This window comes from Rhodococcus sp. APC 3903 (genome assembly GCF_030407755.1).
GTDB classification, from domain to species: domain Bacteria; phylum Actinomycetota; class Actinomycetes; order Mycobacteriales; family Mycobacteriaceae; genus Rhodococcus_F; species Rhodococcus_F erythropolis.
Genome location: NZ_JASDCV010000004.1, coordinates 189,065 through 215,841, shown reverse-complemented (window position 1 = coordinate 215,841; position 26,777 = coordinate 189,065). Strand labels below are relative to the sequence as shown.

31 protein-coding genes are annotated in these 26,777 nt (G+C 62.7%); 16 read left to right on the top strand and 15 right to left on the bottom strand.

Annotated elements, in window-relative coordinates; all coding sequences use genetic code 11:
* Window positions 1-12 precede the first annotated feature (12 nt).
* The 4 genes from QMA15_RS07735 to QMA15_RS07720 all read right to left on the bottom strand — a co-directional run bounded on the left by QMA15_RS07735 (window position 13) and on the right by QMA15_RS07720 (window position 2,162).
* Window positions 13-990: a DUF1214 domain-containing protein gene (locus QMA15_RS07735; protein WP_279164207.1), complete on the bottom strand. Its 978-nt coding sequence runs from the start codon at window positions 988-990 to the stop codon at window positions 13-15.
* 65 nt (window positions 991-1,055) lie between these two features.
* Window positions 1,056-1,352 carry an SHOCT domain-containing protein gene (locus tag QMA15_RS07730; RefSeq protein ID WP_019745452.1) on the bottom strand — a complete coding sequence of 99 codons (297 nt, stop codon included), beginning with the start codon at window positions 1,350-1,352 and terminating at the stop codon, window positions 1,056-1,058.
* 1 nt (window position 1,353) lies between these two features.
* Window positions 1,354-1,791: a DUF6325 family protein gene (locus tag QMA15_RS07725; protein WP_029256345.1), complete on the bottom strand. Its 438-nt coding sequence runs from the start codon at window positions 1,789-1,791 to the stop codon at window positions 1,354-1,356.
* Window positions 1,788-2,162 carry a PLDc N-terminal domain-containing protein gene (locus tag QMA15_RS07720; RefSeq protein WP_019745450.1) on the bottom strand — a complete coding sequence of 125 codons (375 nt, stop codon included), beginning with the start codon at window positions 2,160-2,162 and terminating at the stop codon, window positions 1,788-1,790. The genes QMA15_RS07725 and QMA15_RS07720 overlap by 4 nt, the downstream gene beginning before the upstream one ends.
* A 169-nt stretch (window positions 2,163-2,331) precedes the next feature.
* Between QMA15_RS07720 and QMA15_RS07715 the strand changes: the two genes are divergently transcribed.
* Window positions 2,332-3,867 carry a LuxR C-terminal-related transcriptional regulator gene (locus tag QMA15_RS07715; protein ID WP_080909901.1) on the top strand — a complete coding sequence of 512 codons (1,536 nt, stop codon included), beginning with the start codon at window positions 2,332-2,334 and terminating at the stop codon, window positions 3,865-3,867.
* On the opposite strand, the gene QMA15_RS07710 is transcribed toward QMA15_RS07715, so the two are convergent.
* A complete protein-coding gene (locus tag QMA15_RS07710) occupies window positions 3,802-4,389 on the bottom strand; it encodes a TetR/AcrR family transcriptional regulator (protein WP_019745447.1) in 588 nt (195 codons plus the stop codon). The two genes, QMA15_RS07715 and QMA15_RS07710, sit on opposite strands and share 66 nt — an antisense overlap.
* 95 nt (window positions 4,390-4,484) lie before the next feature.
* Between QMA15_RS07710 and QMA15_RS07705 the strand changes: the two genes are divergently transcribed.
* The 4 genes from QMA15_RS07705 to QMA15_RS07690 all read left to right on the top strand — a co-directional run bounded on the left by QMA15_RS07705 (window position 4,485) and on the right by QMA15_RS07690 (window position 9,306).
* Window positions 4,485-6,263: an ABC transporter ATP-binding protein gene (locus QMA15_RS07705; RefSeq protein WP_037133785.1), complete on the top strand. Its 1,779-nt coding sequence runs from the start codon at window positions 4,485-4,487 to the stop codon at window positions 6,261-6,263.
* Between the two features lie 75 nt (window positions 6,264-6,338).
* Complete coding sequence (locus tag QMA15_RS07700) at window positions 6,339-7,550, top strand: acyl-CoA dehydrogenase family protein (RefSeq protein ID WP_020970898.1); 1,212 nt, start codon at window positions 6,339-6,341, stop codon at window positions 7,548-7,550.
* Window positions 7,547-8,572, top strand: coding sequence for a phosphotransferase family protein (locus QMA15_RS07695; RefSeq protein WP_046379354.1), 1,026 nt, complete (start codon window positions 7,547-7,549; stop codon window positions 8,570-8,572). Before QMA15_RS07700 ends, QMA15_RS07695 begins: the two co-directional genes overlap by 4 nt.
* Window positions 8,569-9,306 (top strand): SDR family oxidoreductase, encoded by a 738-nt coding sequence (locus tag QMA15_RS07690; protein ID WP_020970896.1) that lies wholly within the window; start codon window positions 8,569-8,571, stop codon window positions 9,304-9,306. The genes QMA15_RS07695 and QMA15_RS07690 overlap by 4 nt, the downstream gene beginning before the upstream one ends.
* Here the strand turns inward: QMA15_RS07690 and QMA15_RS07685 are convergent, their stop codons facing one another.
* The gene (locus QMA15_RS07685; RefSeq protein ID WP_019745442.1) at window positions 9,307-9,852 is read right to left on the bottom strand and encodes a hypothetical protein; all 546 of its coding nucleotides are present in this window, start codon (window positions 9,850-9,852) and stop codon (window positions 9,307-9,309) included.
* A gap of 144 nt (window positions 9,853-9,996) precedes the next feature.
* On the opposite strand from QMA15_RS07685, the gene QMA15_RS07680 reads away from it, so the two are divergent.
* Genes QMA15_RS07680 through QMA15_RS07665 form a run of 4 tightly spaced genes read left to right on the top strand, consistent with a single transcriptional unit; the run spans window position 9,997 to window position 12,476 of the window.
* Complete coding sequence (locus QMA15_RS07680) at window positions 9,997-10,497, top strand: methylated-DNA--[protein]-cysteine S-methyltransferase (protein WP_019745441.1); 501 nt, start codon at window positions 9,997-9,999, stop codon at window positions 10,495-10,497.
* The gene (locus tag QMA15_RS07675; RefSeq protein ID WP_019745440.1) at window positions 10,484-11,038 is read left to right on the top strand and encodes a sigma-70 family RNA polymerase sigma factor; all 555 of its coding nucleotides are present in this window, start codon (window positions 10,484-10,486) and stop codon (window positions 11,036-11,038) included. Before QMA15_RS07680 ends, QMA15_RS07675 begins: the two co-directional genes overlap by 14 nt.
* Window positions 11,035-11,634, top strand: coding sequence for a methylated-DNA--[protein]-cysteine S-methyltransferase (locus QMA15_RS07670; protein WP_290283827.1), 600 nt, complete (start codon window positions 11,035-11,037; stop codon window positions 11,632-11,634). The genes QMA15_RS07675 and QMA15_RS07670 overlap by 4 nt, the downstream gene beginning before the upstream one ends.
* Window positions 11,631-12,476, top strand: coding sequence for an AlkA N-terminal domain-containing protein (locus QMA15_RS07665; protein WP_069145549.1), 846 nt, complete (start codon window positions 11,631-11,633; stop codon window positions 12,474-12,476). The genes QMA15_RS07670 and QMA15_RS07665 overlap by 4 nt, the downstream gene beginning before the upstream one ends.
* Window positions 12,477-12,479: 3 nt before the next feature.
* On the opposite strand, the gene QMA15_RS07660 is transcribed toward QMA15_RS07665, so the two are convergent.
* From QMA15_RS07660 to QMA15_RS07640, 5 genes are all read right to left on the bottom strand, one after another.
* A complete protein-coding gene (locus tag QMA15_RS07660) occupies window positions 12,480-14,705 on the bottom strand; it encodes an MMPL family transporter (protein ID WP_019745437.1) in 2,226 nt (741 codons plus the stop codon).
* A gap of 102 nt (window positions 14,706-14,807) precedes the next feature.
* A complete protein-coding gene (locus QMA15_RS07655) occupies window positions 14,808-16,358 on the bottom strand; it encodes a bifunctional 3'-5' exonuclease/DNA polymerase (protein ID WP_205906904.1) in 1,551 nt (516 codons plus the stop codon).
* 47 nt (window positions 16,359-16,405) lie between these two features.
* Window positions 16,406-17,269 carry a biotin-dependent carboxyltransferase family protein gene (locus QMA15_RS07650; protein ID WP_092764174.1) on the bottom strand — a complete coding sequence of 288 codons (864 nt, stop codon included), beginning with the start codon at window positions 17,267-17,269 and terminating at the stop codon, window positions 16,406-16,408.
* Entirely contained in the window at window positions 17,266-17,898 is a 633-nt protein-coding gene (locus QMA15_RS07645; protein WP_097386833.1) for an allophanate hydrolase subunit 1, read from the bottom strand. Before QMA15_RS07645 ends, QMA15_RS07650 begins: the two co-directional genes overlap by 4 nt.
* Window positions 17,895-18,374, bottom strand: a complete 480-nt coding sequence (locus QMA15_RS07640; protein WP_133727145.1) for a MarR family transcriptional regulator — start codon at window positions 18,372-18,374, stop codon at window positions 17,895-17,897. The genes QMA15_RS07645 and QMA15_RS07640 overlap by 4 nt, the downstream gene beginning before the upstream one ends.
* A gap of 75 nt (window positions 18,375-18,449) precedes the next feature.
* Here QMA15_RS07640 and QMA15_RS07635 point away from each other — a divergent pair, with 75 nt between their 5' ends.
* Window positions 18,450-19,283, top strand: coding sequence for an alpha/beta hydrolase (locus tag QMA15_RS07635; RefSeq protein WP_279164213.1), 834 nt, complete (start codon window positions 18,450-18,452; stop codon window positions 19,281-19,283).
* A gap of 4 nt (window positions 19,284-19,287) precedes the next feature.
* Here QMA15_RS07635 and QMA15_RS07630 read toward each other — a convergent pair whose 3' ends face one another.
* Entirely contained in the window at window positions 19,288-19,437 is a 150-nt protein-coding gene (locus QMA15_RS07630; RefSeq protein ID WP_279164214.1) for a hypothetical protein, read from the bottom strand.
* Window positions 19,438-19,470: 33 nt separating this feature from the next.
* Entirely contained in the window at window positions 19,471-19,731 is a 261-nt protein-coding gene (locus QMA15_RS07625) for a hypothetical protein (RefSeq protein WP_279164215.1), read from the bottom strand.
* Between the two features lie 49 nt (window positions 19,732-19,780).
* On the opposite strand from QMA15_RS07625, the gene QMA15_RS07620 reads away from it, so the two are divergent.
* Entirely contained in the window at window positions 19,781-20,059 is a 279-nt protein-coding gene (locus QMA15_RS07620; RefSeq protein WP_020970886.1) for a hypothetical protein, read from the top strand.
* 99 nt (window positions 20,060-20,158) lie between these two features.
* On the opposite strand, the gene QMA15_RS07615 is transcribed toward QMA15_RS07620, so the two are convergent.
* Window positions 20,159-21,535: an NAD-dependent succinate-semialdehyde dehydrogenase gene (locus tag QMA15_RS07615; protein ID WP_279164216.1), complete on the bottom strand. Its 1,377-nt coding sequence runs from the start codon at window positions 21,533-21,535 to the stop codon at window positions 20,159-20,161.
* 99 nt (window positions 21,536-21,634) lie between these two features.
* A complete protein-coding gene (locus tag QMA15_RS07610) occupies window positions 21,635-22,948 on the bottom strand; it encodes a DUF3533 domain-containing protein (protein ID WP_020909240.1) in 1,314 nt (437 codons plus the stop codon).
* A gap of 171 nt (window positions 22,949-23,119) precedes the next feature.
* On the opposite strand from QMA15_RS07610, the gene QMA15_RS07605 reads away from it, so the two are divergent.
* Genes QMA15_RS07605 through QMA15_RS07585 form a run of 5 tightly spaced genes read left to right on the top strand, consistent with a single transcriptional unit; the run spans window position 23,120 to window position 26,727 of the window.
* Window positions 23,120-23,752 carry a DUF4178 domain-containing protein gene (locus tag QMA15_RS07605; protein ID WP_205906899.1) on the top strand — a complete coding sequence of 211 codons (633 nt, stop codon included), beginning with the start codon at window positions 23,120-23,122 and terminating at the stop codon, window positions 23,750-23,752.
* Window positions 23,749-24,249, top strand: a complete 501-nt coding sequence (locus QMA15_RS07600) for a DUF2617 family protein (protein WP_046379342.1) — start codon at window positions 23,749-23,751, stop codon at window positions 24,247-24,249. The genes QMA15_RS07605 and QMA15_RS07600 overlap by 4 nt, the downstream gene beginning before the upstream one ends.
* A gap of 26 nt (window positions 24,250-24,275) precedes the next feature.
* A complete protein-coding gene (locus tag QMA15_RS07595) occupies window positions 24,276-24,653 on the top strand; it encodes a DUF4247 domain-containing protein (RefSeq protein ID WP_044480673.1) in 378 nt (125 codons plus the stop codon).
* 29 nt (window positions 24,654-24,682) lie between these two features.
* On the top strand, window positions 24,683-25,153 hold the full coding sequence (locus QMA15_RS07590) for a DUF350 domain-containing protein (protein ID WP_024487862.1): 471 nt from the start codon (window positions 24,683-24,685) through the stop codon (window positions 25,151-25,153).
* Window positions 25,154-25,197: 44 nt separating this feature from the next.
* Window positions 25,198-26,727, top strand: coding sequence for a polyamine aminopropyltransferase (locus tag QMA15_RS07585; RefSeq protein WP_232816948.1), 1,530 nt, complete (start codon window positions 25,198-25,200; stop codon window positions 26,725-26,727).
* Window positions 26,728-26,777: the final 50 nt, after the last annotated feature.

Below are 26,777 nucleotides of genomic sequence, written 5' to 3'. Positions count from 1 at the left end.
GATCAGGTCGAGTCACCCGAGAGTGGTGTGTGCGTGGGGAACGCTTTGCTGGAGGGCCTCGGGACAAGGTGCCGTCCAGGTGCCGTCGAGCACGTCGGGGCGGGGGCGGTACAGGCGCAGTACGTAGTTCCAGCCCGGCATGATGGGCAGTGCGTTCGCGACGCCGTCGAGATTGACGCCGAACCGGATGGTGGTGCTGCCGTCGGAGTCGGGGGTGGCTGTGAGGCTGTTGATGCTGTTGACGCCCAAGGCGTTCGCTTCGAAGTATCCGGCTGCGTTGTACAGCGAGACCGACCAGAACGCATCCACGGGAACAACGTTCAGGCGGAGACGGTATTCCCCGACCGGGAGACGTTCGTCGAAGTTGACGTAAGTGGCCTCGTACTCGGGAAGGCCACCCCAGCCGGATGCGGTACCGAGCAGGTGCCTGATCGGGTCGACTTCCGTCGCGGTGCCGAATGAATGGTCGTAGGTGGTGATGCCACGCGCGAGTGCGAGGAGCGCGTCGCGGGTCTCGGTCTGCGACTGTTCGTCGTAGTCGGGCAACGGGAACTCGCCCGTTCCGCCGCCGTCGATGGTGAGGGCGTCCTGCAACCGGTTCACCTCGGCGACGTCTTCGGGGCTGTTCGGATCGACGAGGATGCGCACGATCAGTGCGGCGTAGTCGGTCCCGACCAATTCGCGTGTGAGCAGGTGCTCTCCCGGATCGCGCAGGATGACGGGACCGAAATGATCTTGACTGACCACCCAGACGGAGATGTAGCGCTTGCCGGTATCGGGCACCGTGATCGTGACGTTTTCGCGCACGTCGATGATCGCGCTGCTGTACAGGGTGTCGCGGTTCTGGCGGATGATCGGCTGGTTGTCGAGTGACCCGAGCTCGCGAGTGTGGTTCCACGTGCCCAGGCCGACGCCCGCGGCCAGGCGAGCGAACATGAGATCGGATTCTGCCCGATTGAAGTTCAGGACGTTGACGGCGATCGTGGACATAGCGGATTCCAATCGGTGTCGGGGTACGGAAGCGGGCGCGGTAATCCATGGCCCGTCGGGGTGAATCAGCCCAGCAGTCGTGCTTTCGCGGCTTGGAACTCGGCGTCGCTCAGTAGGCCTTGTGATTTGAGATCGCCGAGTTTCTGCAACTCGGCGACGAGATCGACCGGGGGTGCGGGTGTGGGGAGTACGGCCTGCTGCTGGGCGAATTCGTACTGCGCCTGCTCGTAGTCGGCCTGAGCTCTCCTTTGCCGGCGGGTGGCCATACCGTCGCTGACGGCGGTCGCGGTACCGGTCACGACCGCGGTGCGGGCGGCGAGGCCCAGCAGTCCAGGGCGTCCTCGTCTCGGGATGTACGGCATGTCAGACCTCCAATTTCGGGATGATCGTGTCCACGAGGGCATTGACGACGGGTGCGGGTATCCGCTCGTAACCCAGTAACACCGCGCCGGACTCGGCGGTCCGGGCGGCGAGTTCGCGCTGATAGACCAGCTCGAGCGCGACCAGCAGCGCTGAAGCGCCGGCGGGAATCGCCTCCGCGAGTTCGGTGATGTCTTCATGCCCGAGCAGACCGGACGCGCCGAGCATTTCGACGTTGATCTCGAAGCCGTTCGGCAATTCCTCGACCTCGACGAGGGTGAGTTCACCGTCGTCGGACTTGGAGATGACGATCAGATCGAGGAGTCGTACCAGGCCGGTATCCGTGATGTCGGTGAGCGCGGAGAACGCGGCGGGGTCGAGGCTCTGCCCCGGCAGACCGAGAAGGTAGAAGTCGACGGGGCCGAAACGCGCGGCACTCACGAGAGCACCTTCAGCTTGAGTGCGGCAAACTCTTCCTCGCTGATCGATCCGGCTTCGAGGAGTGCTGCAGCTGTGGCGATTTCCTCGCTGGGACTCTTTCCTGCGACTTCGCGGATATACGATTCGGCCGCGCTCTCGGCCTCGCGTGCGGCCTTGTTGCTGCGTTCCGTCATCCCATCGCCGCGGGCGACGAGATAGACGAGCGCGGTGAGGATGGGTAGGAAGAGCAGGAAAAATATCCAAACAGCTTTCAACCAGCCGCTCAGCTTGTGGTCGCGGAACAGGTCGGCGACGATCGCGAACAGCGCGAAAAGATATCCGACGAAGACGGTCGCCCACAGCATCCAGCCGAGGCTTTCCCAGAAACTCATGTGTCTTGTCCGTTCGTGTCAGGCCTGCGCATCGGCATTCCGCCGACTCGCGCTTTTCAGTTGATTCCGGCAATTCTCACCGGTTTCCGCATGCTTCGATCGCTGTCTCATCCGAAGCGGATGAGACGGGATTTCCACGGCCGTCGAACGTCTCGAGTATCTTCGACACATGATCGAAGCCGTGCGTGACGCACTTGCCTCCGGTGAGGCGGAGCAGGCTCGACGCGTCCTGCGGAAGAATTGGCTCCGTCTGATTCTCGAATCTCATACCAGGGAACTCGAGCAACTCTGCCTTGCGCATCCCGATCCGCACGATCCACACATCCTGCTGATACGGGCGTGCTGCCGCGACCTCAGCGGCGATCCGTACGGCGCGGAGTTTCTACGCGGGCAGGGTCTACGGGTCGCGTCCGACGATTTTGTCGTCTGTTTCACCGACCTACTGCTCGCTCCGGACACCTCGACCAAGGCCGTCATTGCCGATCGCGCGCGTCACGCGCTCGCCCAGTGCGAGGCCGAGGACGATTACCCGTCCGCACTTTTCCTCCTCGGGTGGACCGAGATCAGGCTTCGTCGTGATCTACCTCGCGCCATCGCGCTACTTCGCTCCGCCGGCGATGAAGCGCGGTTGCAGTCGCGTGCGGAGACGTTGCGTCTCGCGCAATCCAATTTGGCTTTTGCACTCACCCACGCGGGAGTGTTCACCGAAGCCGAACAGATCCTCGACGGCCTTCCTGCCCGAGAGGTTGCATCCGACTGGGAACGCTTCGAAGGTGGACTCCCACAGTCGAATCGAGGGTGCATCGCCTATTGGCGTGGCGACTTCGAGGAAGCGATCGCTCAGTTCGACTCGATAATTGTGGAGGGCAGTCCCGGAACCAACTTCGAGGCGCTCGCCCGTCTGTACCTGGTGATGAGCCTGATCGCTCTGAACCGGAAAGACCGGTACCACAACGCCGCTCGGCTGCTGCGAGGCGTGAGCACTGCGGACAAGCACGGCATTCCTTGGGATACGCTGCGGCGCGTCACCACGGCCTGGCTCGCCCACGCTCAGGGGCAGGACGAGCAAGCGCGCCGCATCGCGAAGCCCACGCTGACCAGAACAGGTGCTGCGGTCGCTCACGCGCTGCTCGCCGAGCTCTATCGAGTCTTGGGGGATCCGGAACCGTCGGCGCAGGCGCTTCGGTTGGCAAGCTCGGCCGCGCTGCCGCGATATGCGCTGGTGAGCACACTTGTCACCTCTGCAGCGCTGAGCTCCGTCGCAGGGCGTGGGCCGCAGGCGCACGAGCAGCTGGATCGTGCGCTGGCTGAGGCAATCCCGGAGCAGATCCTCGCCCCCTTTCTCAGCGGCGATCCGGTAATTGTCGATCTCTTGAACGCGCACGCAATACAGGGGTCGAGACACCAGGACCTCCTGCGCACGATTCTGGAAAAACGGAGCCGGCTCTCTGCCCAGCTCGCCGGAGTCCTGACCGAACGCGAGAACGAGATTCTCACTTTTCTGCGCACCACGATGACTGCAGACGAGATCGCTGCGCACCTCGGCATCGCCTATCCCACTGTGAAGACTCACATTCGCTCGATTTACCGCAAATTAGGTGTGGCCAAGCGGCGTGCCGCTGTTCAAGCAGCCGACAACCTAGACCGCGGGATCGGGGGCGATTCCGCGACGGAGGCTGCGAACCGTCAGATCCAAGGCTTGTAGTCGAGTCCCGGAACCGCGGTTCACGTAGTCCATCGACGTGTAAAGCAGTGACCACAGTAGGTTCTGCACCCAGTCCGAACCCATGTCGGGGTCGATGGACCCGTCGGAGTGTCCGCGTTCGATGGCGTCGGTGACTCCGTCGTCGTTCGACGCGGACTCGGCAAACGAATCTTCTTGATAGACGCCGGGAGTGAAGAACAGGACCGTCAAAAGGTCGGCCAGTTCGAAGTATTCGTGGCAGAGGCGAACCAGTGCCTCGGCTCCGGTGCCCTCACCGAGTCGCGCCGCTGCTGCGGCCTCACCGACGGCGCGAGTGGCCTCGGCCGCGACTGCGTCGACCAGGTCGGATCGTTCGGGAAAGTAGCGGTGCAAAGTGGTCCGGCCGACCTTCGCGGCCGAAGCGATCTCGCTGAGGGTCGCAGCAGGCTTGGATGCGAACACCGAAACGGCAGCATCGAGGATGGCCTTCCGTGTGCGCTCGCGGGTCGCGCTTTGTTCTGGTGCGCTGTGGATCGTTGTCACGAATTCGAAGCGTAGCCGTGTCCGGTTTCGGTATCCAGTGTTTCCGAATCGGAATTTCTCTTGCCCTTTATGGAACATTCGTGTTCCATAAATTCATGCTTGAATCCGACGCTTCTCAGCCCGCACCGAAATGGAGCAATCTCCGCGTCCTCTCGGAGTTCGCTCGACCGCATCTGCCGTCGCTCCTCCTCGGATTGGTACTGGCGCTGTGCGGCTCGGCGGCGACGCTGGCAACGCCGATGGTCACCAAGTGGGTTCTCGACACCCTCGATACCGGTGCGTCGCTGAAGGGACCGATCCTCACGCTCGTCGTCCTTCTGATCGTCGGTGCTGTGCTCGGTTGTGCTCAGTGGATCGTTCTCGGAACCGCCGCCGAGAAGGTTGTCTTCGACGCCAGGTCTTCGCTGGTGAGGCGATTCCTGGCGGCGACCGTACCTTCGCTGCAATCGCGATCCGTGGGTGAATTGGTCACCCGGGTCACGTCGGACACCTTGCTGCTGCGGGAGGCGGCGTCGTCGGCCGCGGTGAATATTCTGAACGCAGCCGCGTTGACCATCGGAACGATTGTTCTGATGGGCGTTCTGGATCTGCCGTTGTTGGGGGTCACCATGGTGGCAATCGTGTTCGCCTCCATACTCTTTGCCGTTCTGATGCCTCGGATTTCCGCAGCCGAAGCGCGAACCCAGGAATCGCTCGGTCAGCTCGGCGGCGTACTCGAGGGTGGCTTGCGTGCGATCCGGACGGTCAAGGTTTCCCTCGCCGAGGATCGCGTCGGCGCTCTGGTGACGACCAATGCGTCCGATGCGAAAAAGCATGCGATCACGGCGGTTCGAGTGTCGGCAACCGCGTGGACTGTCGCGTGGACCGCCATTCAGGGATCGATCATTGCCATCCTGGGCTTCGGCGCCTGGCGAGTCGCCGACGGCGAAATGGCAGTCTCGACGCTCATCGCGTTTTTGCTCTACGCCTTCACCCTGATGGGGCCGGTGTCGGAGCTTGCGCAGAACGTGACTTCTGTTCAGTCGGGAATCGCGGCAGCTATCCGGATTCGCGAGATGCAGTCGTTGCCCACCGAGCAGTACGACGAGGTCGTGGACGTGGTCGCGAAAACAAATGCTGCCGCGCCGCTGATCGAGTTGCGCGACGTCACCGTGAGTTACCACGGGTCGAACCAGCCGGCGTTGCGCGATGTCTCGCTGGTCATTCCGACGCGTGGGCACATGGCCATCGTCGGCCCGTCGGGTGCCGGAAAGACGACCTTGCTCTCGACTGTGCTGCGATTTGTCGAACCGCGATCGGGTGAGGTTCTCCTGCATGGAGTCGGTTACGACGCGCTCGATCACCGCGCTGTGCGCGAGAGTCTCGCGTACGTGGAGCAAGAGACACCGGTGGTGCCCGGAACGATTCGGGAGAACGTCGTCTTCAGCCATCCCGACGCGACGGACGAAGAAGTCCAGGCCGTTCTGCGCTTGCTCCGACTCGACGACGCGATCGAGGCCCTGCCGAACGGACTCGACACCGCTCTGACGGCCACCTCGCTGTCGGGCGGCCAACGTCAGCGGATCGCGATGGCACGCGCAGTTCTGCGACCGAGTGCTTTGCTTCTGCTCGACGAAGCCACTGCCCAGGTCGACACACTCACCGAAGCCGCGATTGTCGACGCGATCAACGAACGTGCACGTACCGGGGCCGTGGTGACCATCGCTCACCGGCTCTCAACGGTGCGTGACGCCGACTGGATCGTGGTCATGGAAGACGGTCGGATCCGCAACATCGGCAACCATGACGAGCTCATGGACAAGGACGATCTGTACCGCGACATGGTGGTTGCCGGCCGGCTCGATCAGGGCGAGGCGATGCTCGAAGATTGTTGACCCGGCGCATCGGCATGTGCGAGAGTGCTGTTACCGAGCGATCGCTCGGTCGGGATGTTCTTTCGGAGGTGGCTGGTGGCAATCGATCTGACGTACGCGCCCGAGGTGGTGGCGCTGATCGAGAAGACGCGCGACTTCACGCGCAACGTAGTGCTCCCCATCGAAGACGAACACGCCGGTGACATCGCCGTCGCGGGTGGCGATGCCATCCGCATCGAGATGCAGGCGGCAGCAAAAGAAGCCGGTGTCTTCGCACCGCATGCACCGATCGAGTACGGCGGCCACGGACTCAACATGAGTGATCGCGCGCCTGTCTTCGAGGAAGCCGGCTACTCGCTCTTCGGGCCGACGGCGCTCAACATCGCTGCGCCGGACGAGGGCAATGTTCACATGCTGGCCCACGTCGCGAACGAAGCACAGAAGCAGCAGTTCCTCGCGCCGCTCGCAAGCGGGGACATGCGGTCGGCATTCGCCATGACCGAACCCGCGCCGGGAGCGGGATCCGATCCCTCGGCTTTGAACACCCGCGCCGAGAAAGTCCCCGGTGGCTGGAAGATCAACGGTAAGAAATGGTTCATCACCGGCGCCGACGGCGCCGGATTCTTCATCATCATGGCGCGCACCTCCGGCGAGCCCGGGCAGCGCGGCGGAGCGACCATGTTCCTGACGCCGACGGACACAGCGGGTCTCATCGTGGGTCGACACATCGACACCCTCGACAAGGCCATGATCGGCGGGCACTGCGAGGTCACGTTCGAGGATCTCTTCGTTCCCGACGAGGCCGTTCTCGGTGAGGTCGATCAGGGTTTCGCCTACGCGCAGGTTCGTCTCGGTCCCGCCCGGATGACGCACGTGATGCGCTGGCTCGGTGCAGCGCGCCGCGGCCACGACGTCGCCGTGGCCAGGGTTGCCGAACGAGAAGGCTTCGGCTCGAAACTCGGTGATCTCGGAATGATCCAGAAGATGGTCGCCGACAACGAGATCGACATCGCAGCCAGTCGCGCACTTCTGGTGCAGGCCTGCTTCGAACTCGATCAGGGCGGGCACGCGAGCAACGCGACGTCCATCGCCAAGACCTACGCGGCCGAGGCGATCTTCCGGATCGTCGACCGCTCCATTCAGATGTGTGGCGGAATGGGCGTGTCCGGCGATCTGCCGCTGGCACGGTTGTCCCGCGAAGTGCGTCCCTTCCGCGTTTACGACGGTCCGTCCGAGGTTCATCGCTGGGCAATTGCGAAACGTGTTGTCGGCGCTGCGAAGCGCGCTGCTCGGGAGGAGTCGAAGTGACGGACTTCCCAGGACTCGATCTCGTGGCGCTCCACAAGTATCTGCAAGCCGCAGGCGTCGAGGTGAGCGGTGAGTTGCGAGCCGAACTGATTTCAGGCGGCAAATCCAATCTCACCTACGGAATCTTCGACGACAACTCGAAGTGGATTCTGCGTCGTCCACCCACGGCCGGCCTCACGCCTTCGGCGCACGACGTTGCGCGCGAGTTCCGAATCACCTCGGCGTTGCAGAACACCGCCGTGCCGGTCGCCCCGACCGTCGTGCTGTGCGAGGACGCCTCGGTGATGGGTGCGTCGTTCACGGTGGTCGAGTTCGTCACCGGTCAAGTGATCCGGACCAAAACCGAGTTGGAAGCTGTTCCGGCAGAGCTGGTCACGCAGTGCACCGACGAGTTGGTGCGTGTTCTCGCTGCCCTGCACGACGTCGACTACAACGCAGTGGGTCTCGGCGAACTCGGCCGACCCGACGGTTACGTAGCCCGTCAGGTGAAGTTGTGGGCCGGTCAATGGTCACGCGTCAAGACCGAGGACTCGGCCGATGTGGACAGGTTGGCGTCGAGCCTCGCGGAATTGATTCCGGCTGAATCGGCTTCGTCGATCGTGCACGGCGACTACCGGATCGACAACACGATTCTCGCGGCGAACGACGTCACCAAGGTTGCCGCAGTGGTGGACTGGGAACTGTCGACGCTGGGTGATCCGCTGGCGGACATCGCGATGATGTGCGTCTATCGGCATCCCGCGCTGGATCTGGTTCTGGGTGAGCCTGCTGCGTGGACGAGCCCGTCGCTACCGTCCGTTGTCGATCTGGCGCAACGGTATTCGTCCGTTTCGGGTCGTGAATTGGCGCATTGGAACTTCTACATGGCGCTCGGGTTCTTCAAACTCGCCGTCGTGGCGCAGGGCATCGATCACCGATTCCGAGCAGGAGCCACCGTCGGCGGGGGATTCGACAAGGCTGGATCTTCTGTGCCGGAACTGATCTCGGCCGGACTCAACGCACTGCAAGGGAAATTCGAATGACTCGATCAGCACTGGTCACCGGCGCCTCCAAGGGAATCGGGCTCGGCATCGCAACACGCTTGGCTTCGCAAGGGTACGGGCTGACCATCACGGCGCGTGATGCCGAACGGCTCGCCGTTGTCGCCGAAGAACTTACGCGCGCCGGATCGCCGGACGTCGTCGTCTCGGCCGGCGACATGGCGGACGAGAACTTCGCCGCAGCACTCGTAGCCACGCACGGCGAGCGATTCGGCTCCATGCGAGCCCTCGTCCTCAACGCCGGAGTGGGAACCAGTGGGCGAGTGGCGGATTACCCGATGCGCCGTTTCGACAAGACCGTCGCCGTCAATCTCCGGACACCGTTCGCACTATTGCAAGCGTCGCTGCCGCTCCTGCGTACAGCGGCGGACGCGGACCTCGCCGGCGGAGCAAAGGTGATCGCTCTCGCCTCGATGGCCGGTGTGTATGCCGAGAGCGGCCTGGCCGTCTACGGAGCCACCAAAGCTGCGCTGATTTCGATGGTCGAGGCACTCAACGCCGAGGAATCCGGAAACGGAGTGAGCGCGACGGCCATTGCTCCCGGTTACGTCGACACGGACATGTCGGCGTGGACGCACGATCGGATCACACCCGAGACCATGATCAAGGTCGACGACATCGTGGAGTTGGTGGACGGACTGCTCAAGCTCTCGTCTCGAGCAGTGGTTCCGAAGGTCGTCATGACGCGAGCCGGAACCAACGGCTACTCGGCCTGATCAATCCAGCTTGGCTTCGCCCCGCTTGCGGAAAAAGTGGAAGCCGGGCACTCCGACGATCGCCTGACGCAGGTCCTTTACCACTCCGAGGAGTTCGTGGATCTCGGGCGAGACGGAGTCCAAGGTTCCGAGGATGGGAAGCACCGCGGTCACGCGGTCGGTGAGCTCCGGCAGTTGGTCGATCAGTTTGATCGCGGCGCTGACCTCCGCCTCGGACAGGTCGTCGGCGAATCTGGCCGCCAGCGGCGCGAGCTGCAACGCAATGGGCTCGTAGATCTCGAGGAGTTGTCCCGCGATGTCCGAGGTCTGTTCGACGGCCTCGACCAGCGTCTCAGCTCGAACGGTCACGGCGGCGGCTCCGATGACGACGCGGTCGGCGTTGTCGGCGATCTGGTTGATGCGTGCCACCAACCTCTCGACCGAGAAGAGGAGCGCCTCGAGTCGAGTGGGCAGGGTGACCGCAAAAGCGACCGTGGACAGGGACCAGTGCACCACGTCGCCGACGGAGCGGACGACGGTGGAGCTGCCGGGCAAAACTAGAGCCATCCCTCGATACTGCCTGATGTGACGTCAAAGTACAGGTAAATCTCACATTCACGAGGCCAGCGGCGTCTTCGAGGTGTCGGTGCCGGCGCGGACAATCAATTCACCCGCTGCCTGCTGCACCGCGCAACCTGGAAGGATCGAGACATGACGGCTATCCGTACGCACACCGTGATCGACTCGCCGATCGGGGCGTTGACGCTGGTAGCAGCAGGTGACGACCTCTGCGGGCTGTACATGGCGGAGCATCGCCACAAGCCGGACGAGTCCACGTTCGGTGATCGTTCCGCGGCGGTCTTCGGTGAAGTCGAATCGCAGCTCACCGAGTACTTCGAGGGTGATCGCACGGAGTTCTCCGTGCCGCTGGCGCCCGTGGGTACCGAGTTCCAGAAGCGGGTGTGGGATACCTTGCGAACGATCCCGTACGGCGAAACCTGGACATACATGGAGCTCGCGCAAACTTTGGGTAACCCGCTTGCGATCCGTGCCGCCGCCGCGGCAAACGGCAAGAATCCGATCAGCATCATCGTTCCCTGTCATCGTGTGGTCGGTAGCGACGGAAGTCTGACCGGTTTCGCCGGCGGCCTCGAACGCAAGCGGTTCCTGCTCGACCGCGAGCACGGCGGCGAATCGGATGTCCTCTTCTGATGCGCTCGGCTCACAATTCGGTGATCGGGAACGTCTACCGATCGTGAGACTCAAACCGTTCGAAGACGTCGTGACCGAATACGGTGCAGTGGTCCTCCGTGTCTGCCGCGCGGTGGTCGGTCCCGTCGACGCCGAGGACGCGTGGTCCGAGACGTTCATCGCAGCGATGCGGGCATATCCGGATCTGAATCCGGACGCGAACATCGAAGCCTGGCTGGTGACCATCGCGCACCGCAAGGCAATCGACATCACCCGAGTGCGCGCCCGCGTGGCCGTGCCGACAGACGAGGTTCCGGAGTTGCCGACGCGAATCGGCGTACCCGGAACGTGGGATCACGAACTCTGGGACGCACTCGAAAAGCTACCGCTCAAACAACGTGCGGCAGTCGCCTATCACTTTCTGGGTGGGCTGCCGTACGCAGAGATCGCGGACATCCTCGGCAACACCCCGGCGGCCGCCAGACGCGCGGGTGCCGACGGTATCGCCACACTACGAAGAACCTACTTGTCCGCTACCGCTGCGGAAGGGAGTCACTCATGAGTAACGATGTGTTCGAGGCGCTTCCAGCCGTTGACGCTGACGCCATGATCCGCCTACGGGCGCGCCTGGCTGCGCAGGCGTCCGAAGCTGAATTGATCGACGTGGCATATCGAACCGTCGATTCGCCGGTCGGAAAGCTGCTCCTGGCGGCGACCGATGTCGGCCTGGTGCGGGTTGCCTTTGCCGTCGAAGGGCACGACCTCGTTCTGGAACGTTTGGCGGACACCGTCAGCCCCCGTGTGCTTCATTACCCGCGCAGGCTGGACACTGTCGCTCGCGAGTTGGACGAGTACTTTGCCGGTGCGCGTCGAGAATTCGATCTGCGCTTGGACTTCCAACTCGCGAAGGGGTTCCGACGCGAAGTGTTGCGTCATCTCCCCGAGATCGAATACGGCCACACTGCAAGCTATTCGGTGGTCGCAGCAGCGTCGGGAAGCCCGCGTGCGGTGCGTGCCGTCGGGACCGCATGCGCAGAGAATCCGCTGCCGTTGGTGGTCCCGTGTCACCGGGTGGTGCGCAGCGACGGCAGCCTCGGGCAGTACGCTGGCGGCCCCGAACTGAAAGCGATTCTGCTGGATCTGGAAGCCGGCCGGTGAGCGCAGTGACGCTGCGCTTTCAGGCGCCCTATGCAGTCGAACCGCTCACCGGTGCCTTGCGGGCTCACTGCGTCGCAGGCCTCGAGCGTCACGACGACGGTGTTCACACCAGAGTCATACCGTTGCCTTCCGGCCCGGTAGTTGTGTCGGTGTCGTGGACAGACGACGGTGTCGTCATGGATTCCGATGTGCCGGCGGAGGATTCCGCAGTGCTGGAGGTGATCGTGCGTCGTTGGCTCGACCTCGACGCCGATCACACTGCTGTCGAAGCAGCGTTCGGTAGCGACGAGTTGTTGGCCCCACTCGTTGCCGCCCGTCCAGGATTGCGGGTGCTCGGCTCGGTGGACGGTTTCGAGACCGCAGTGCTCACCGTTCTGGGGCAACAGGTTTCGCTCGCCGCAGCGAGGACGTTCGGTGGTCGTTTTGTCAGCGCATTCGGAGCGCCGGTGGAAGGGGAGTTTCTTGCCTTCCCTGATCCGGAGGCGGTTGCAGCGCAATCGCCGGAGGACATACAGAAAGCCGTCGGATTGACCACAGTGCGCGCAAGAACAGTGCACACGTTGGCAACTGCGGCAGCGAACGGTCTCGATCTCTCCTGGGATGCGGATCCTGTCCAATTTCGACAAGAGTTGTTGGCGCTACCGGGAATCGGACCGTGGACCGCTGACTATCTCACTGTTCGAATTCTCGGTGATCGCGACGCCTTCGTACCCGACGATCTGGTGTTGAAGCGAGCGTTGGGGGTCTCGTCGGGCAAAGAAGCCGCAGCGTTGTCCGAGCGCTGGCGACCCTGGCGAGCGTACGCACTCTTTCATCTGTGGACCAAGGAAGCGTTTCTGTAGTGGTCAATCTTTCGCGCGGGCCAGTTCGGACGGCCACCATATACGTTTCCCGATGTCGTGAGAGAGCGCAGGCACCAGGACACTGCGCACGATGATCGTATCGAGCAGCACACCGAAGGCCACGGCAAATCCGATCTCGGCGAGGAAGACCAGCGGCAGGATGCCCAGTACGGCAAATGTTGCGGCCAAGACGATTCCGGCTGAGGTGATCACACCCCCGGTGACCGCAAGACCGCGCAGGACACCTGCGCGGGTGCCGAATTCTCCGGTCTCCTCTCGCACACGGGTCATCAGGAAGATGTTGTAGTCGATACCCAGAGCGACCAGAAACACGAAGGCGAACAGTGGGAACGATTGATCCGCCCCGGCGAACCCGAATACGTGTGTGAAGAAGAATCCGCTCACACCGAGCGTCGCCGCGAAGGAAAGCACCACGGTGACAATGAGAATCACCGGGATCAGCAGAGCACGGAGCAAAGCGGCCAAGACCAGGAAGATCACCACCAACACGATCGGGATGATCAGGTTTCTGTCGCGGACCGAGGCCGCCTGGACATCAAGGGTGGTGGCCGTGCTGCCGCCGACGAGCGCGTCGGCGCCGGGCACCTCGTGGACGGCACTCCGCAGTCGCTTGACAGTTTCGAGTGCCTGCGGCGAATCGTAAGAGTCGGCGAGGGTTGCATTGATCATGGTTCGGCCGTCGATCGGTGCAACGGTGAAAGCCGCAGGGGCGCAACCCGCAGCGGCGGCTTGTGCGACTGCAGCGGGGTTGGTCTTGATCAGCTCGCTGACCTTTGCGACGTCCACCTGGGTGCAGACGGCGCCGGGATCCTGCGAGATACCTTCGACTCCGCTGGCTGCTTTGATGACGGCGTCGGCCTGGTCGGCGTTTGCGGTGATCACAGCCGGTGCGCCGGCTCCGGGATCGAACTTCGAGTCGTAGAGTTCTTGTCCGACAACAGCGTCGGGACGATTGGTGAAGCTTTCGGTGGATGTCAGGCCATCGGTTTTGAGACTGCCGATCCCGGCCGCGAACAGGATGATCAACAAGACTGTGGCGCCGATCCACAGTGGGCGGTCCTTGCTACCGACGGCCTCGGCGATCTTGCCCCACATCCCGTGCGTCGTAAGGTCTGCGGCGTGATCGACCTTGGGCTTGCGCGGCCAGAAGACCCACCGTCCGGTGGCGGCCAGAGCGACCGGCATGAACGTCATCATCACCAGATAGGTGCAGGCGATCCCGATGGCGGCGACGGGTCCGAGGCTCTTGTTGGAGTTGAGTTGAGAGAACGTCAGGCAGAGCAGACCGAGAATCACGGTGACAGCCGAAGCGGTGATGGCCGGCGCAGACTCGCGCCAGGCCTTGATCATCGCGTCGAAGCGGTTGGGATACGTGTGCAGTTCTTCGCGATAGCGAGAGATCAAGAGTAGGGCGTAGTCGGTACCGGCACCGATCACCAACACGAAAAGGATGCCTTGAGATTGTCCGGTCAGAGTGAGTAATTCGGCTTTCGCGAGGAAATAGATCACCATCGACGACAAGCCGATGGCGAGGAGCGCGGAGAACAGCGGGAAGAACCACAACACCGGCGATCGGTACACGACAAGCAGGATGAGGATCACGACCAGGAGTGCCGCGCCAAGGAGCGCTCCGTCCAGACCGGCAAAGGCGTCGATGAACGCAACGAGTAGCCCACCTGGCCCGGCTGGGAGTACCTCGACATCACCAGCTGCTTGTTTTGCTGCGTCGATGACGTTCTGCTCGGTGGTCGCCAGGACATCGCCTGCCACGGATGTGTCTCCGTCTTTGGCGACGAGTGGCACGAAGATCGACGCAGTTGTGCCGTCGGCGGAGTACTGAGTGGGTTGCATTCCGTCGGCGTCTACTCCGGAGATGCCGGCAATAGCGCCGTACGCCGAGTTGATTGCAGATTTGTCCGCCTCGGTGAGGGCCGAATCTCGATGGAACAGAACAAAACCAGGGATCGTCTCGACCGCGAGGAAGTTCGCGGATTGATTGCTGACGATCGTCGATTCTGCGGAACTCGGCAGGTACGAGGCGTTGTCGTTCTTCTGAACCTCGGCGAGTTTGCCTTGGAACGAACCGCCGAATCCGCCTGCGACGAAGGCAAAGATTGCAAGCGCGATCACGGTGAAGATCGGCAGTCGACGGCGTTTGACCGTTCCGCGCTCGTTCCGTTCTGCATCAGTTGTATCCAGCTTGGTCATGGTTCTCCTCGAACGCAGTCGACCAGCACCAACAAAGCAACGTTTTCCAGTAGAACACGCAATACGGGCGCGGTGGAACCACTTGGAGTGGAATTGACGACGCTACGAAGTGTCTTTGCCGTAAGTCTCGCGGGCTGCGACGTCCATGGGAAAACGAACGACTGTGTCGCCGAACAACAATCGAGTTGCCGAAGCCGCGGCGGCCAGCACGTGGGCGGCACCTGACTCGGGATTTCGGGTATGCACGACCACTTCGTCGTGCTGGAAGAAGACCAACTCGCCGTCCGGATCTTCGGCGAGGCGGCGCCTGAGGTCGGCGAGCAGGCACAACGCCCACTCGGACGCAGTGGCCTGAACGACGAAGTTTCGCGTGAAACGACCGCGGGCATGAGCGTCGCCGTGGGAGTAGAAGTCGGGAGACGGTGGGGGACAGGCCCGGCCGAGCAGTGACTTCACCACCTCGCCGCGCTCACCTGCCTTGGCAGCTTGCTCGACGTACTCGACGGCGACCGGGAATCGCTTCCGCAACAAGATGAGCAGTGCTTTGGCTTCACCCGCCGTCGCCCCGTACAGGACTCCGAGGATTGCGACCTTGGCTTTTGCGCGATCCCCGCCGAAAGCTTCGGCACCGACAAGTGCGTACAGATCGTCGTCGCCGGCGGCAGCCATCATGCGGCGGTCGCCGGACATGGCGGCCAGAATTCGGGGTTCGAGCTGACCGGCGTCGGCGACGACGAACACGTGGCCCGGATCGGCGACGACGCTCGAGCGCATGGTCTTAGGAATCTGGAGGGCCCCGCCGCCCCGGCTCGCCCACCTGCCGGACACGACACCACCGGGAACGTAGATCGGACGGAATCGATCTCCCCGCACCCAACTGTCCATCCACTGCCACCCGTTGGTGCTGTACAGCTTGGCGAGTTCGCGATGACGAAGGAGTAGCGGCACAGCCGGATGATCGATCTCCTGCAGAAACCACTTGCGCGTCGACGGAAGTTCGATGCCCTGACGCCCGAACGCCTCGGTGATCTCCACCGAAGACGAAGGATTGACGGTGCGCCCGAAGACCTCACTGATCTGTGCGGCAAGTTCCTGCATACGAGCGGGGAGGTCGTATCCCGTCGGCCGCGGCCCCAGCCGTTCTTCGAGGAGTTCGCGATGCTTCTGCGTCGAGAACGGAAGGCCCGTGTGCGTCATCTCGGCGGCGCTGAGAGCGCCGGCCGATTCTGCTGCGATCAACAAGTCCAGTCGAGCGTCCGCGCCGATGGTTGCGCGCTGCTCGGCGAATTCGGTGACGACGGCGAGGGGATCGAGAACGGGTGCAGTGTCGAAGAGTCCGAGTCGATCGTCGTCGAACTCCTCGGCAGGCGGTGACGGTTTGCCGACGCGCATTCCGAGTATCGCGCGGGTCAGGGAGATGTCGTGGCACCGCTGAACCCGTACGCCTGCCCGCAATAGCGGTGGGTACACGGTCGCCGTACTCGGCCACACCCACCGCGGGTGCTCGGCTTCCTCGATGGTGCGCACCGCTGCGATCAGGTCGGGGTATTCGACGGGATCGGCGAGCGGCGTTCCACCGGGGTCGGTCCGTAGGACAGTTGCCGTCACAGCTCCCGTGGACGTCGTACTACCGGGGACCAGGACAACTCGCACGACATCAGTGTGACGGCAGGGTCCGACACGCCATCGCTCGGCGCTGCTCAGGCCCCGACGAACCGGATGTGCTGACCCGGGCGGGCTTGGCCGAGTCGGTCGATATCTGCGTCCGCGACCACTCCGACCACCGGATACCCGCCGGTGATCGGGTGATCGGTGAGGAACACGACAGGTTGGCCGCTGGGTGGGACCTGGATCGATCCGAGCGCTACGCCTTCGGTGGGGAGTTCGGCGTCATTCGTTTGTTGCAGCAGTTCGTCGGTGCCGACACGATCGAGTCGCGCCCCGATTCGGTCCGAGTCGGTCGAGACCGCCCACTGCCCCCGCAGGAGCGATTCGGGGTTGGTGAATCGATCTGCGCGCGGCCCGAATACGACTCGAATGTCGAGAGTCTCGTTTGTCATCGGTGGAACTGGTGCAAGGTCGACGAGCGAGAACGCGGTCGGCGAAGGCCCGATCGGGAGAACAACCTTGGGCTCGAGAGGCGCCGGACCTATCCCGGACATGGTGTCGGTGCTGCGCGATCCCAGGATCTCGGGAACCACAATGCCGCCCCGGACGGTCAGATACGTCCGCAGGCCACTCGGTGCGTAGTCGAGGCGGACGGTCTGACCGACGTCGAGAGCGATCACGCTCGAATGCCCGACCGGAATGCCGTCGCGGTAGGCCTGTGCGGGCGCCCCGGTGAACGCGATCGTTGCTTGTTGCTGCGCCCGAATGCTCAGCCCGCCCAGAAGGACCTCGACGCCTGCCGCGCCCTCGTCGTTGCCGACGAGTCGATTGCCGAGTTTGAGCGATCGCCTGTCCGCAGCACCGGAAACCCCGACGCCCGAGCGAAGGTGTCCGGTCCGTCCGAGGTCCTGGATCAAGCTCAGCGGCCCGGTGTCGAGTATCTCCAGACCGCTCATCGGTCGTCCTCGTTGACGAAGCGCACGCGGCACCCGGGCTGAACGGCGGCCGGTGGCGTTGAGTTCAGGTCCCACATCACGGCGTCGGTGCTCCCGATGATCTGCCAGCCACCCGGCGATGCCCGCGGGTAGATCGCGCTGTATCCAGCGGCCAGGGCGACGGAACCGGCTGGCACTGCGGTTCGCGACTGAGTTCGACGTGGAACGTCGAGCCGAGTGTCGCCTGAAGTCAGGTAGGCGAAGCCGGGTGCGAATCCGATGAAGGCGCAACGCCACATCGCCCCGGTATGGGCCGCAACCACCTCGGAACGGCTCATTCCGAGTGACTGTGCGACGTCGTCGAGGTCGGGCCCGTCGTACCTGACGGCGATGGTGAGTGCATCCGTCTCGGAATGCTCGTCTGTGGTCGCGGCAGAATTGGTTTGCTCGAGATCGTTCAAACACTTCCGGACGTACGTGAGATCTGCGGCCGGGGTGCACGTGACCAGGACCGTGCGAGCTGCGGGGAGGAAGTCTTCGACCCCGACCGGGGTGTTACGCGTCAGTGCTTCGGTGAACGCGAGAACGTCAGCTTCGGAATCGAGGTCTACGAGAAATGCGCGTTCTCCCGCGGGAAGTATGCGAGTCACAGGGAGGGCTCCCGATCGATTCGAGTCCGCTCCACGTCCGCTCGCATCGCCACGATGAAACTCGCGATGGTGGCTCGCTCGGCCGCGGTGTAATTCCCGACGGTGCTCGCAGCCCGTGAAATGACGGGGCCGAAGAAGCTCTCGCCCAGAGTGACCGCCGATGGTGTGACCTGCAAGAACACCCGTCGACGGTCCGCTGAATCTCGCTCCCGAGCTACGTGCCCCGCTTTGACCATCCGGTCGACCAGTGCAGTCACCGACGCCGAGTTGATCCCGAGCTGTGAGCCCAACCAACCAGGCGTCGCCGGTGTGTCCGAGCGCTCGGCATCGAGAAGGCAGATCAGTGCGCGGACGTCGGTGGAGTGCATTTTGTATTTGTTCGCAAAGCCGGAAACCGCCACGTTCAAGTCGACGGTCAGTGCGCGAAGCGAGTGGACGATCGCCATCGCTTCGTCTTCTGCATCGCCGACGCTCATGGATGCCTCCAGCCCTGGTGTGTTGTCTCTCGATTGTCTACTATCTCGATAGTCGAGAGAAAATGGGGGTGGGGAATGGACTTCAATCGCGCATACGACGCCGTACTGACCAAATGGCCGCAAAGACCGCTGGGTGTGGATCTCTCAGGCCGGTTCGGCCGAACGCATGTGAACGTCTGTGGACCTGAAGACTCGCGGCCGTTGATCCTTCTGCCCGGGGGAGGTGCCACTTCGACGGTGTGGTTCGACAACGTTGCGGCGCTGTCGAAATTCCGGCGTGTTTTTGCCGTCGACACCCTGGGCGATGCCGGACTCAGCATTCCCAATGGTGATCCGATGAAGTCCGTCGACGATCTGATCGAGTGGATGGACTCGATAGTCGATTGCACCGGCGCCGACACCGTCGATGTGATCGGACATTCCTACGGCGCAATGATTGCGTTGGCCTTTGCGCTGCATCGACCGGATCGTGTCGGGAAACTTGTTCTGCTCGATCCTAATTCGAGTTTCTCCGGCATGAAGGCGGGCTACCTTCTGCGTGCGCTTCCGCTGTTGCTGTCCCCGTCGCGAGCACGCCGACGACGACTGCTGGAGTGGGAGACAGGTGAGTTGAGTATCGACTCCGACTGGCTGTCTCTTGTGGAAGTGGGCACTTCGGATCTACCGCGACCCGATCTCGTAGTGCCTCAACGTCCTTCGAAAGAGGACTTGAGCGCACTGGATGTCGAGTTGCTGGTGGTCCTCGCGCAGGACGGACGGGTGCATGATGCGGAAACGGTGTCGAGGTCGGTGCGGGAGAGGATTCCCGCAGCACGTGTCGAGGTGCTGAAAGATGCTTCACATCACAGTATTCCGATGGTTCCCGCCGATGAACTCAACCGAGTGCTCGTCGACTTCTTGGAGGGCTAGCGGATCAGGGTGCGACGACGCACCCCGGACCGATCGGGGTGGCCGGATTGACATCGACCGTTGTGACCGGCCCGCCCGCTGACGTCTGGTAGGCCATCAGAGAATGTTCGCCGGGTGCGGTCGGAGTCCACAGCGTGACGGCGTGGCCGAGCACAACCGGCAAGGTGAAATAGGGATTGACGGTGTCTCAGATCAATTCCTGCGGGGACATGGTCGACGCCCGGTTCAGGTCGACAATCGAGACGTTCGACTCGTCCAACGCTGCTGTCCTGGCAACCACCAGATACGTGCAGCCCGCCCCGTACGGTGTTGTCGGCCCGCTGCTGAGACCCGGAAGGACCGTGACGTCTACCACGTCCGCGGAAGCTGACGTCGCGGAACAGATGGCGGCGCTCGCGCTGATGGCGGCGGCGATCACGGTAGTGCGAGCGATTCGTGAAAGTGTCATACCAGCAGGTCGGTTTTATCTGGATGGGTGTTACAGGCAGACTGATCGGATGCGTGCACTTCATCTTCTTCTGGCCGGCTTCGGTTTCCTGCTGGGGTTCCTGATTATTGTTGTCTCCGGCCTGATCGAGTTGGCGTCCGTCGCCTCCCGAACCGATTTCGCCTTTGTCGGTGACTCCGCCGTGTCGGTTGGTGTTTCCAACGAGGCGATCTACACCGCGATCGCTGCTCCACTGGTGGGTGCGCTGTTGGGCTGGCTGTCAGCTGTCATCGCGACGAGGTTCGGGTGGAGCCTCACTCGTGGGAGTGTCACTCCGGCAAGCGAGTGACCAGGGCATTGCTCTTGCTGGTCCGTGGGATATGAGGAAAGGCCCCGACCTCAACAGAGATCAGGGCCTTCCTTTGTATTGCGCTACTTTTGCACCGCGCTACTTCTTGGAGACGCGGAGCAGCTTCTTGTTCACGAACTCGTCCATTCCCCACGGACCGAGCTCGCGGCCGACTCCGGAGCGCTTGACTCCGCCGAAGGGCAGACCGGGCAACGTCGTTCCGTGCTCGTTGACAAACGCCATTCCCACGTCGAGATCGGCAGCGACCGACCGGGCGGAATCGAGATCGCTGCTCCAGACGGACCCGCTCAGACCGTAGACCGACGAATTGGCAAGTTCCACAGCCTCGCTGGCCGACTTGACCTTGTAGACGACGCCGGCAGGTCCGAACAGTTCTTCGCTGTAAGCCCGCATGTCCGGGGTCACGTCTGCGAGCAACGTCGGCTGAACGTAGGCGCCCGGGCCGTCGATCTTCTTTCCACCGGTCAGCAGCGTCGCTCCCTTGGACGCAGCGTCGTCGATCTGCTCGATCAGAGTGTCTGCCGCGCTCTGTGAGGACAGCGGGCCCAGGACGGTGGTTTCGTCCAATGGGTCACCGGCAGAAACGGATTCGAAGGACGTCGCCAATTTGCGGGTGAAGTCGCCGTAGAAATCTTCGGTGACGATGAAACGCTTGGCCGCATTGCAGGCCTGGCCGGCATTGGACAGACGCGCCTTGGTTGCGGACTTGACGGTGGCATCCATGTCGTCGGAATCGAGGACGATGAACACGTCCGATCCGCCGAGTTCGAGGACGACCTTCTTGAGATTGCGTCCCGCAGTTTCGGCGACGCTGGTGCCGGCGCGTTCGCTGCCAGTCAGTGACACGCCTTGAACTCGTGGATCGGCGATCATGTCCGCGATCTGCTCGTTGGTCGCGAAGACGTTGACGTAGGCGTCGTCCGGCAATCCGGCTTGTCGCAAGATCTCTTCCATCAGCAGAGCCGACTGCGGACAGTTGGACGCGTGCTTGAGAATGATCGTGTTGCCCAGCATGAGATTCGGTGCCGCGAAGCGGGCGACCTGGTAGTACGGGAAGTTCCACGGCATGACGCCGATCAGGGCACCGATCGGTCGCCGGTACACAACCGACTCCTCGGCCCCGGGAACGTCGAGCCGTTCTTCCTCGAGCAACGCCGGACCGTGGTCTGCGTACCACTGATAGATCGCGGCCGAGAGTTGTACTTCGCCCTTGGCCTCGCGGACCGGCTTACCCATCTCCAACGAGATCATTCGGGCCAGTTCATCTGCTCGCTCTGTGTACAGTGCGGCGGTCTTGCTCAGGACTGCCGCACGTTGCTGTGGCGCACTGTTGCGCCAGGTCAAGTAGCCGCGATGCGTGTGCGCAAGTGCGGCTTCAACTCCGGCGTCATCCAAAGTATCGAATTCCCTGACGGTTTCACCTGTCGCGGGATTGACTGTTTTGTAATTAGCCATAGTTGTACAACGTGCGGAAGGGGGTCGAAGATTCCCGAAACGCGCAATCACATTGAATCGGCCCAACAGGTTTCGATCAAATCCCGGCTGGGTACCATCTCACGCCACCTTGGGGCGATGGGTGCGTTCGTAGCCCTTGCGGTCGTAGAAACGGGTGGTCACGATGCCGAGTACGACGCCGATCAGTAGACCCACCAACGTCATCCAGACGGCATGCAGCAGCCCTGCCTCACCGCGTGCGCCGAAGAACAGGATCGATCGCGTACCCATGTAGATCTGGTGCATCGGCTCGAATTGCGCCAGCCAGGCATACAACCTGGGGCTGGCTTCGAGGGGGATGGTGCCACCGGAAGAGGGCAGCGCGAGAATGACGAACACGAACAGGTTGATCAACATGCCCAACGAGCCGAATGCGGCCATCACCGACATCGCCGTGATGCCGACTGCAGTGATGACCAGCGCGCCGTACTCCCACAATGCAAGCCCGTGAGTGACCGGCATTCCGAGGGCGCGACTGATCCACTGGAACAACGCGGAGACTATGCCGGACAACACGATCATGAACGCCCATTTGACGAGCAGCGTCCGAAACCTGTTGATACCCACAACGTCGTTCTGAACGAAGAGCGGACCGAATTCGGTAGGCGCATATCCGAGCATGCCGTCCACCAAGGAATTGACCACGGTTGCTCCGGTGAATCCCGCAAGGACCAACAGCAGCGCGAAATAGAATGCAACCAAACCGAATCCGGTGCCGTCGGGAAGCGGATCGTGGGCCACCGTGAGTACGTTCACCGGATTTTCGAGCAGCAGGCGGCTCGCTCCTGAGATCTGGGTTCCGGTGCCTCCCGCTTCCAACTGCTGGGTGACCAGGGTGGTGAGTTGCTCGCCCATGTTCTTGTTGACCGAGGCGAGGGCTGTAGTTCCGATCGACTGGACCAGAGATGCGGATACGGAACCGGCGCGCGGATTGGTGTAGATCGTGATGATCGGTTGCTCTACGTCACCGGCGACGACGCTGGCCTCCGCCAGGATGATCGTCCTCTTCGTGAAATCACTGGGAATCACGATCGCGCCGTACAGCGTGCCGGAGTTCAACCGAGATTGGGCTTCGGCGATACCGATCTGCTGCAGGTCGATCTTCTGGTGGTCGATTCCGTTTTCGAGGCCGGCGACGATGTCGTTTCCGAAATTCTTGCGGTCGGCGGGGTCGCCGCCGGGGAGGGTGTCGCCTTCGTCCTGGTTGACCAGGGCGATCGGGAACTGGTCCAGGTGTTTCTTGGGGTCGAGTATTCCGCCCATGTACAGCGCTGCCAGCGCCGACATCAAGAGGGTGACCACTATCAACGGCGTCAACCAGAATCGTGGTGTGTGCATGACGGTGCGGGCAGACGGCTCCGGGTTCTTGCTCATCGTCAGTCGACCGGCTTTCTTTCGCGCGGAGTTCCTCGGGCTGAGCGTAAACGCAAAGGTGCGCCGGGGCAGTCTTTCGATCTGCCCACGGCGCCGGAGACCTGCCCGGCCGGCGGCGGGTCAGCTTGCCGGCAGTCTCATCCGAAAAGGCTGAGAACGGATCGGTAGGGTATGGCCCGCGGCAACCCTGCCGAGACGATTTCGGAGAAACCGTTGACCAACGTGCTGATAGTTGTCCTGATACTCGTAGTGATCGCTGCCGTCGCGTTTGTGGTCCTGCGTGGACGCCAGGGCAAGCCGAATGCTCGCGTGGACCCGCTCGCCGACTATCCCGAGGTGTACGACCCCCACAAGATCGGGGTCGGCGACATCATCACGTACGCGGGTATCGACCACGTTGTTCGAGGGACCATCACGCTCGACGAAGAGGGATACATCTGGCGTGAGCACCTTCTCGACGGGTCGACCGGTCGTCGTTGGCTGACAGTGGAGGACGACGAGGGCGAACTCGAGATGACTCTCTGGATGCGTCGAGAAGGAACCAACCTGGTCCCGAACGGCGACGTCATTCTCGACGACAAGGTTCACCGCAAGATCGAAAGTGGAACGGCGAAGTTCACGGCCGAGGGTACGACGGGTACGGCCCCCTCCGGCTCGATGGAATACGCGGACTACGCGACCGCCGACAAGTCCGGGCTGATCGCATTCGAGAAGTGGGCGCGCGGACAGTCGTGGGAGGTTTCCACGGGACGTGCGGTCACCCGCAGCGAACTCACCGTCATCCACTCGGGCCCACCGGAATGAGTCTGTATCGACTCGATGTGGAACCGACCGACGTGAATGCCTCGGCACTGGGGTTGGTGCTGGGAGCTCCCTCGCCGCCGACCCTCGCCGAGTTGGTGATCGAAACTTCCGATGCGACGTTGACACTCGGAGTGCTCGGGGCATCTCACGTGGTGACGGCCCGGGCATCGGGAAAGGAACTGACCGAGCAGGTTTCGTGTGATGCTCTTGCCGCCGGCGGTGAACCCTTGCCGGCAGTGGAGTCCACGGGAAACTACCGGTTCGAGTCTTCCTCGCTGGTCCTGGACCGAGTCGAATTCGATTCGGAAGCTGCATCGTTGAGAGAGTCCGCCGGCCAGGACGGTTGGATCTGCGGATCCTTTCCCGGCGACGACACAGCGTTGACCGCGTTGTGTGGCGTGCGAGACCGCCAGGGGTGGAGTTGGCAGAGTTGGCATTTGTACCCGGGGGAGGGGACAGGAGTGATCGTGAAGACGCGCAGTAGGTGGCGACCGTGAGGGGGCGGACATGGTTGGCTCCGGTGATGGTGGCAGCCGCAATTATGTTGTCGGCGTGCGGTGGTGGAGCCAAAGACTTCATCGCGGACAACTATTCCAAGACGTCCCAGGATGGCGACGTCGTGTTGTACTCGTCGAAAGATCCAGTGGGCACGACCGTCTCACGGATTGTCGACGCGGACGAACCAGCGGCGCGAAGTGCTGACGGCGGCAACGAATACCTGCGCTACGACGATGACATCGTCACTGTCAGTTCGGCTTCGGGCGGTGGCAGCACCATCAAGGTAGAGGACATCGACGGCACGTATCGCAGCGGCGGATACGCTTACCTGGGACCGGGCTTCAACCCGGGATCCCCGGCGGGTGGAAGTAGTGGCAGCGGCGGCTCGGGTAGTGCCAAATGACGGTAGTGCTCAATGAGAAGGAGAACGGCGTGACGAACATCTTTGCATCCACTTCCGTCGAGATCGGAACGGTGGATCCGGCATTGCTCGTCGGGGGCGTTCTCGGCACACTCGCCTACTTCGTCGTCGGCGTAGCGGTTCTGGCGACGGGATTCCTGGTCCTCGACCTCATGACACCCGGAAATCTCCGCCACCAGGTTTACGTCGACAAGAACCCGAACGCTGCGATTCTGTTGGCTTCCAACCATCTTGCGCTGGCGATCATCGTGGTGACGGCAATCCTGACCAGTTCGGACGGCTTTGCCCAGGGACTCGCCGACTCCGCGGTGTACGGACTGTTCGCGATCGTGTTGCAAGCGATCGCGCTGCGTTTGATGAACGCATTCCTTCCCGGCAAGTTGGTTGCACTGGTGCAGGATCCGAAGATGTGCGGCGCCGCGTGGGCGGTGGGTGTGAGCTTGTTGTCCATCGGTTTGGTGAACGCCGCAGCGCTCACCTGATGGTTGCCGCTGATCGCGATGTGAAAGTTGCCGAGCGTTCGACGATGCTCGGCTCACGCGCACGCGTGCTTCTCCTTGCGGCTGTTGCCGCGTGCGCGGCGTGCGGTCTGATCTACGAGCTGGCCCTGTTGACGCTCAGCGTGAGTCTGACCGGCGGCGGCATCACCCAGACGTCGTTGATCGTCGCGGGATTTGTTGCGGCGCTGGGTATCGGAGCGCTGGCCGCCAAACCGCTGTTGGGGCATGCGGCCATCTCGTTTGTGACCGTCGAAATCCTGCTCGGGCTGATCGGCGGATTCAGTGCCGTCACGCTGTACGTGACCTTCACGTTCTTCGGTTCCAGCGCAGCAGTTCTGGTGGCTGCGACCGCGCTGATCGGTATCCTCGTGGGTGCCGAAGTGCCTCTGCTGATGACGCTGTTGCAGTCCGGTCGCAGCGACAACGACGCACAGAGCACCGGAAAGGTATTGGCCAACCTCAATGCAGCCGACTATCTCGGCGCGCTGATCGGCGGCCTCCTGTGGCCGTTCGTATTGTTGCCGTGGGCGGGCATGATTCGCGGTGCCGCACTCACCGGCATGATCAATCTCGTGGCTGCGGCAGTTGTCGCGCTGATACTTCTTCGGTGGCAGCTCAGCCTGCGTGCACGATTGATCGCCGTCGTCGCAATGCTGTTGGCGGCGAGCTTGATCGGGTGGCTGCTGATCGCGGCCTCGGACATCGAGACCACGTCGAGGCAGCGGCTCTACACCGATCCCGTGGTGGCCGCCGAGCGATCGGTGTACCAGGAAATCGTCGTCACCGAGCGGGGAAACGACGTGCGACTGTTCCTCGACGGAGACCTGCAGTTCTCCAGTGTCGACGAGCATCGGTATACCGAGTCGCTGGTGTATCCGGCCCTGGTCAACGACCCGCGGCGCGTGCTGATTCTGGGCGGAGGTGACGGCCTCGCTGCACGGGAAGTGCTGCGAATGAACAGCGTCGAGCAGATAGTTCAGGTGGAACTCGATCCGGCAGTCATCGAGTTGGCCAACACGCGTCTTCGTGATCTGAACGCGGGAGCACTCGAGGATCCACGGGTGGACGTCGTACTCGACGACGCGTTTCGGTGGTTGCGCGAGCGTCCGGATCCAGGCTTCGATGCGGTCATCGTCGACCTCCCGGATCCTGACACCCCCGCACTTGGCCGCTTGTATTCGATGGAGTTCTACGGACTTGCCGCTGCCGCGATGAATCCGGGCGGGCTGATGGTCGTCCAGTCCGGCAGTCCGTACTCGACGCCGGATGCGTACTGGAGAACGGTGTCGACGGTATCGGCTGTCGGACTGAGCGTCTCGCCCTACCACGTTTTCGTGCCGAGCTTCGGTGACTGGGGATACGTGCTCGCGCAAAGAGGTTCCACGCCGCCCGAGCTTCGTCTGCCCGCTGGTGTGCCGAACCTGCGGTTCCTCGACGAGCCCACCCTGGCGTCGGCCTCGGTGTTTCCTCGCGATCGCCCGAGGCGGGAAATGGAGCCTTCGACACTCGACCGGCCGCGCATCGTCGACGATATGCGCAAGGGCTATGAACGCTGAACTCCCGACCGAGTAGCTTGAATCGAGACTCTCGGCCACGACGGAGGTAC

What these genes read in the sequence shown, in the direction of transcription:
- QMA15_RS07730 (WP_019745452.1), bottom strand. Translation starts at nt 1,352, where the DNA reads ATGCCGTACATCCCGAGACGAGGACGCCCTGGACTGCTGGGCCTCGCC.
- QMA15_RS07640 (WP_133727145.1), bottom strand. Translation starts at nt 18,374, where the DNA reads ATGAGCGTCGGCGATGCAGAAGACGAAGCGATGGCGATCGTCCACTCG.
- QMA15_RS07680 (WP_019745441.1), top strand. Translation starts at nt 9,997, where the DNA reads ATGACGGCTATCCGTACGCACACCGTGATCGACTCGCCGATCGGGGCG.
- QMA15_RS07720 (WP_019745450.1), bottom strand. Translation starts at nt 2,162, where the DNA reads ATGAGTTTCTGGGAAAGCCTCGGCTGGATGCTGTGGGCGACCGTCTTC.
- QMA15_RS07660 (WP_019745437.1), bottom strand. Translation starts at nt 14,705, where the DNA reads ATGACCAAGCTGGATACAACTGATGCAGAACGGAACGAGCGCGGAACG.
- QMA15_RS07620 (WP_020970886.1), top strand. Translation starts at nt 19,781, where the DNA reads ATGCGTGCACTTCATCTTCTTCTGGCCGGCTTCGGTTTCCTGCTGGGG.
- QMA15_RS07625 (WP_279164215.1), bottom strand. Translation starts at nt 19,731, where the DNA reads ATGACACTTTCACGAATCGCTCGCACTACCGTGATCGCCGCCGCCATC.
- QMA15_RS07715 (WP_080909901.1), top strand. Translation starts at nt 2,332, where the DNA reads ATGATCGAAGCCGTGCGTGACGCACTTGCCTCCGGTGAGGCGGAGCAG.
- QMA15_RS07685 (WP_019745442.1), bottom strand. Translation starts at nt 9,852, where the DNA reads ATGGCTCTAGTTTTGCCCGGCAGCTCCACCGTCGTCCGCTCCGTCGGC.
- QMA15_RS07605 (WP_205906899.1), top strand. Translation starts at nt 23,120, where the DNA reads ATGGCCCGCGGCAACCCTGCCGAGACGATTTCGGAGAAACCGTTGACC.
- QMA15_RS07600 (WP_046379342.1), top strand. Translation starts at nt 23,749, where the DNA reads ATGAGTCTGTATCGACTCGATGTGGAACCGACCGACGTGAATGCCTCG.
- QMA15_RS07735 (WP_279164207.1), bottom strand. Translation starts at nt 990, where the DNA reads ATGTCCACGATCGCCGTCAACGTCCTGAACTTCAATCGGGCAGAATCC.
- QMA15_RS07690 (WP_020970896.1), top strand. Translation starts at nt 8,569, where the DNA reads ATGACTCGATCAGCACTGGTCACCGGCGCCTCCAAGGGAATCGGGCTC.
- QMA15_RS07650 (WP_092764174.1), bottom strand. Translation starts at nt 17,269, where the DNA reads ATGAGCGGTCTGGAGATACTCGACACCGGGCCGCTGAGCTTGATCCAG.
- QMA15_RS07595 (WP_044480673.1), top strand. Translation starts at nt 24,276, where the DNA reads ATGGTGGCAGCCGCAATTATGTTGTCGGCGTGCGGTGGTGGAGCCAAA.
- QMA15_RS07705 (WP_037133785.1), top strand. Translation starts at nt 4,485, where the DNA reads ATGCTTGAATCCGACGCTTCTCAGCCCGCACCGAAATGGAGCAATCTC.
- QMA15_RS07675 (WP_019745440.1), top strand. Translation starts at nt 10,484, where the DNA reads ATGTCCTCTTCTGATGCGCTCGGCTCACAATTCGGTGATCGGGAACGT.
- QMA15_RS07615 (WP_279164216.1), bottom strand. Translation starts at nt 21,535, where the DNA reads ATGGCTAATTACAAAACAGTCAATCCCGCGACAGGTGAAACCGTCAGG.
- QMA15_RS07610 (WP_020909240.1), bottom strand. Translation starts at nt 22,948, where the DNA reads ATGAGCAAGAACCCGGAGCCGTCTGCCCGCACCGTCATGCACACACCA.
- QMA15_RS07585 (WP_232816948.1), top strand. Translation starts at nt 25,198, where the DNA reads ATGCTCGGCTCACGCGCACGCGTGCTTCTCCTTGCGGCTGTTGCCGCG.
- QMA15_RS07635 (WP_279164213.1), top strand. Translation starts at nt 18,450, where the DNA reads ATGGACTTCAATCGCGCATACGACGCCGTACTGACCAAATGGCCGCAA.
- QMA15_RS07670 (WP_290283827.1), top strand. Translation starts at nt 11,035, where the DNA reads ATGAGTAACGATGTGTTCGAGGCGCTTCCAGCCGTTGACGCTGACGCC.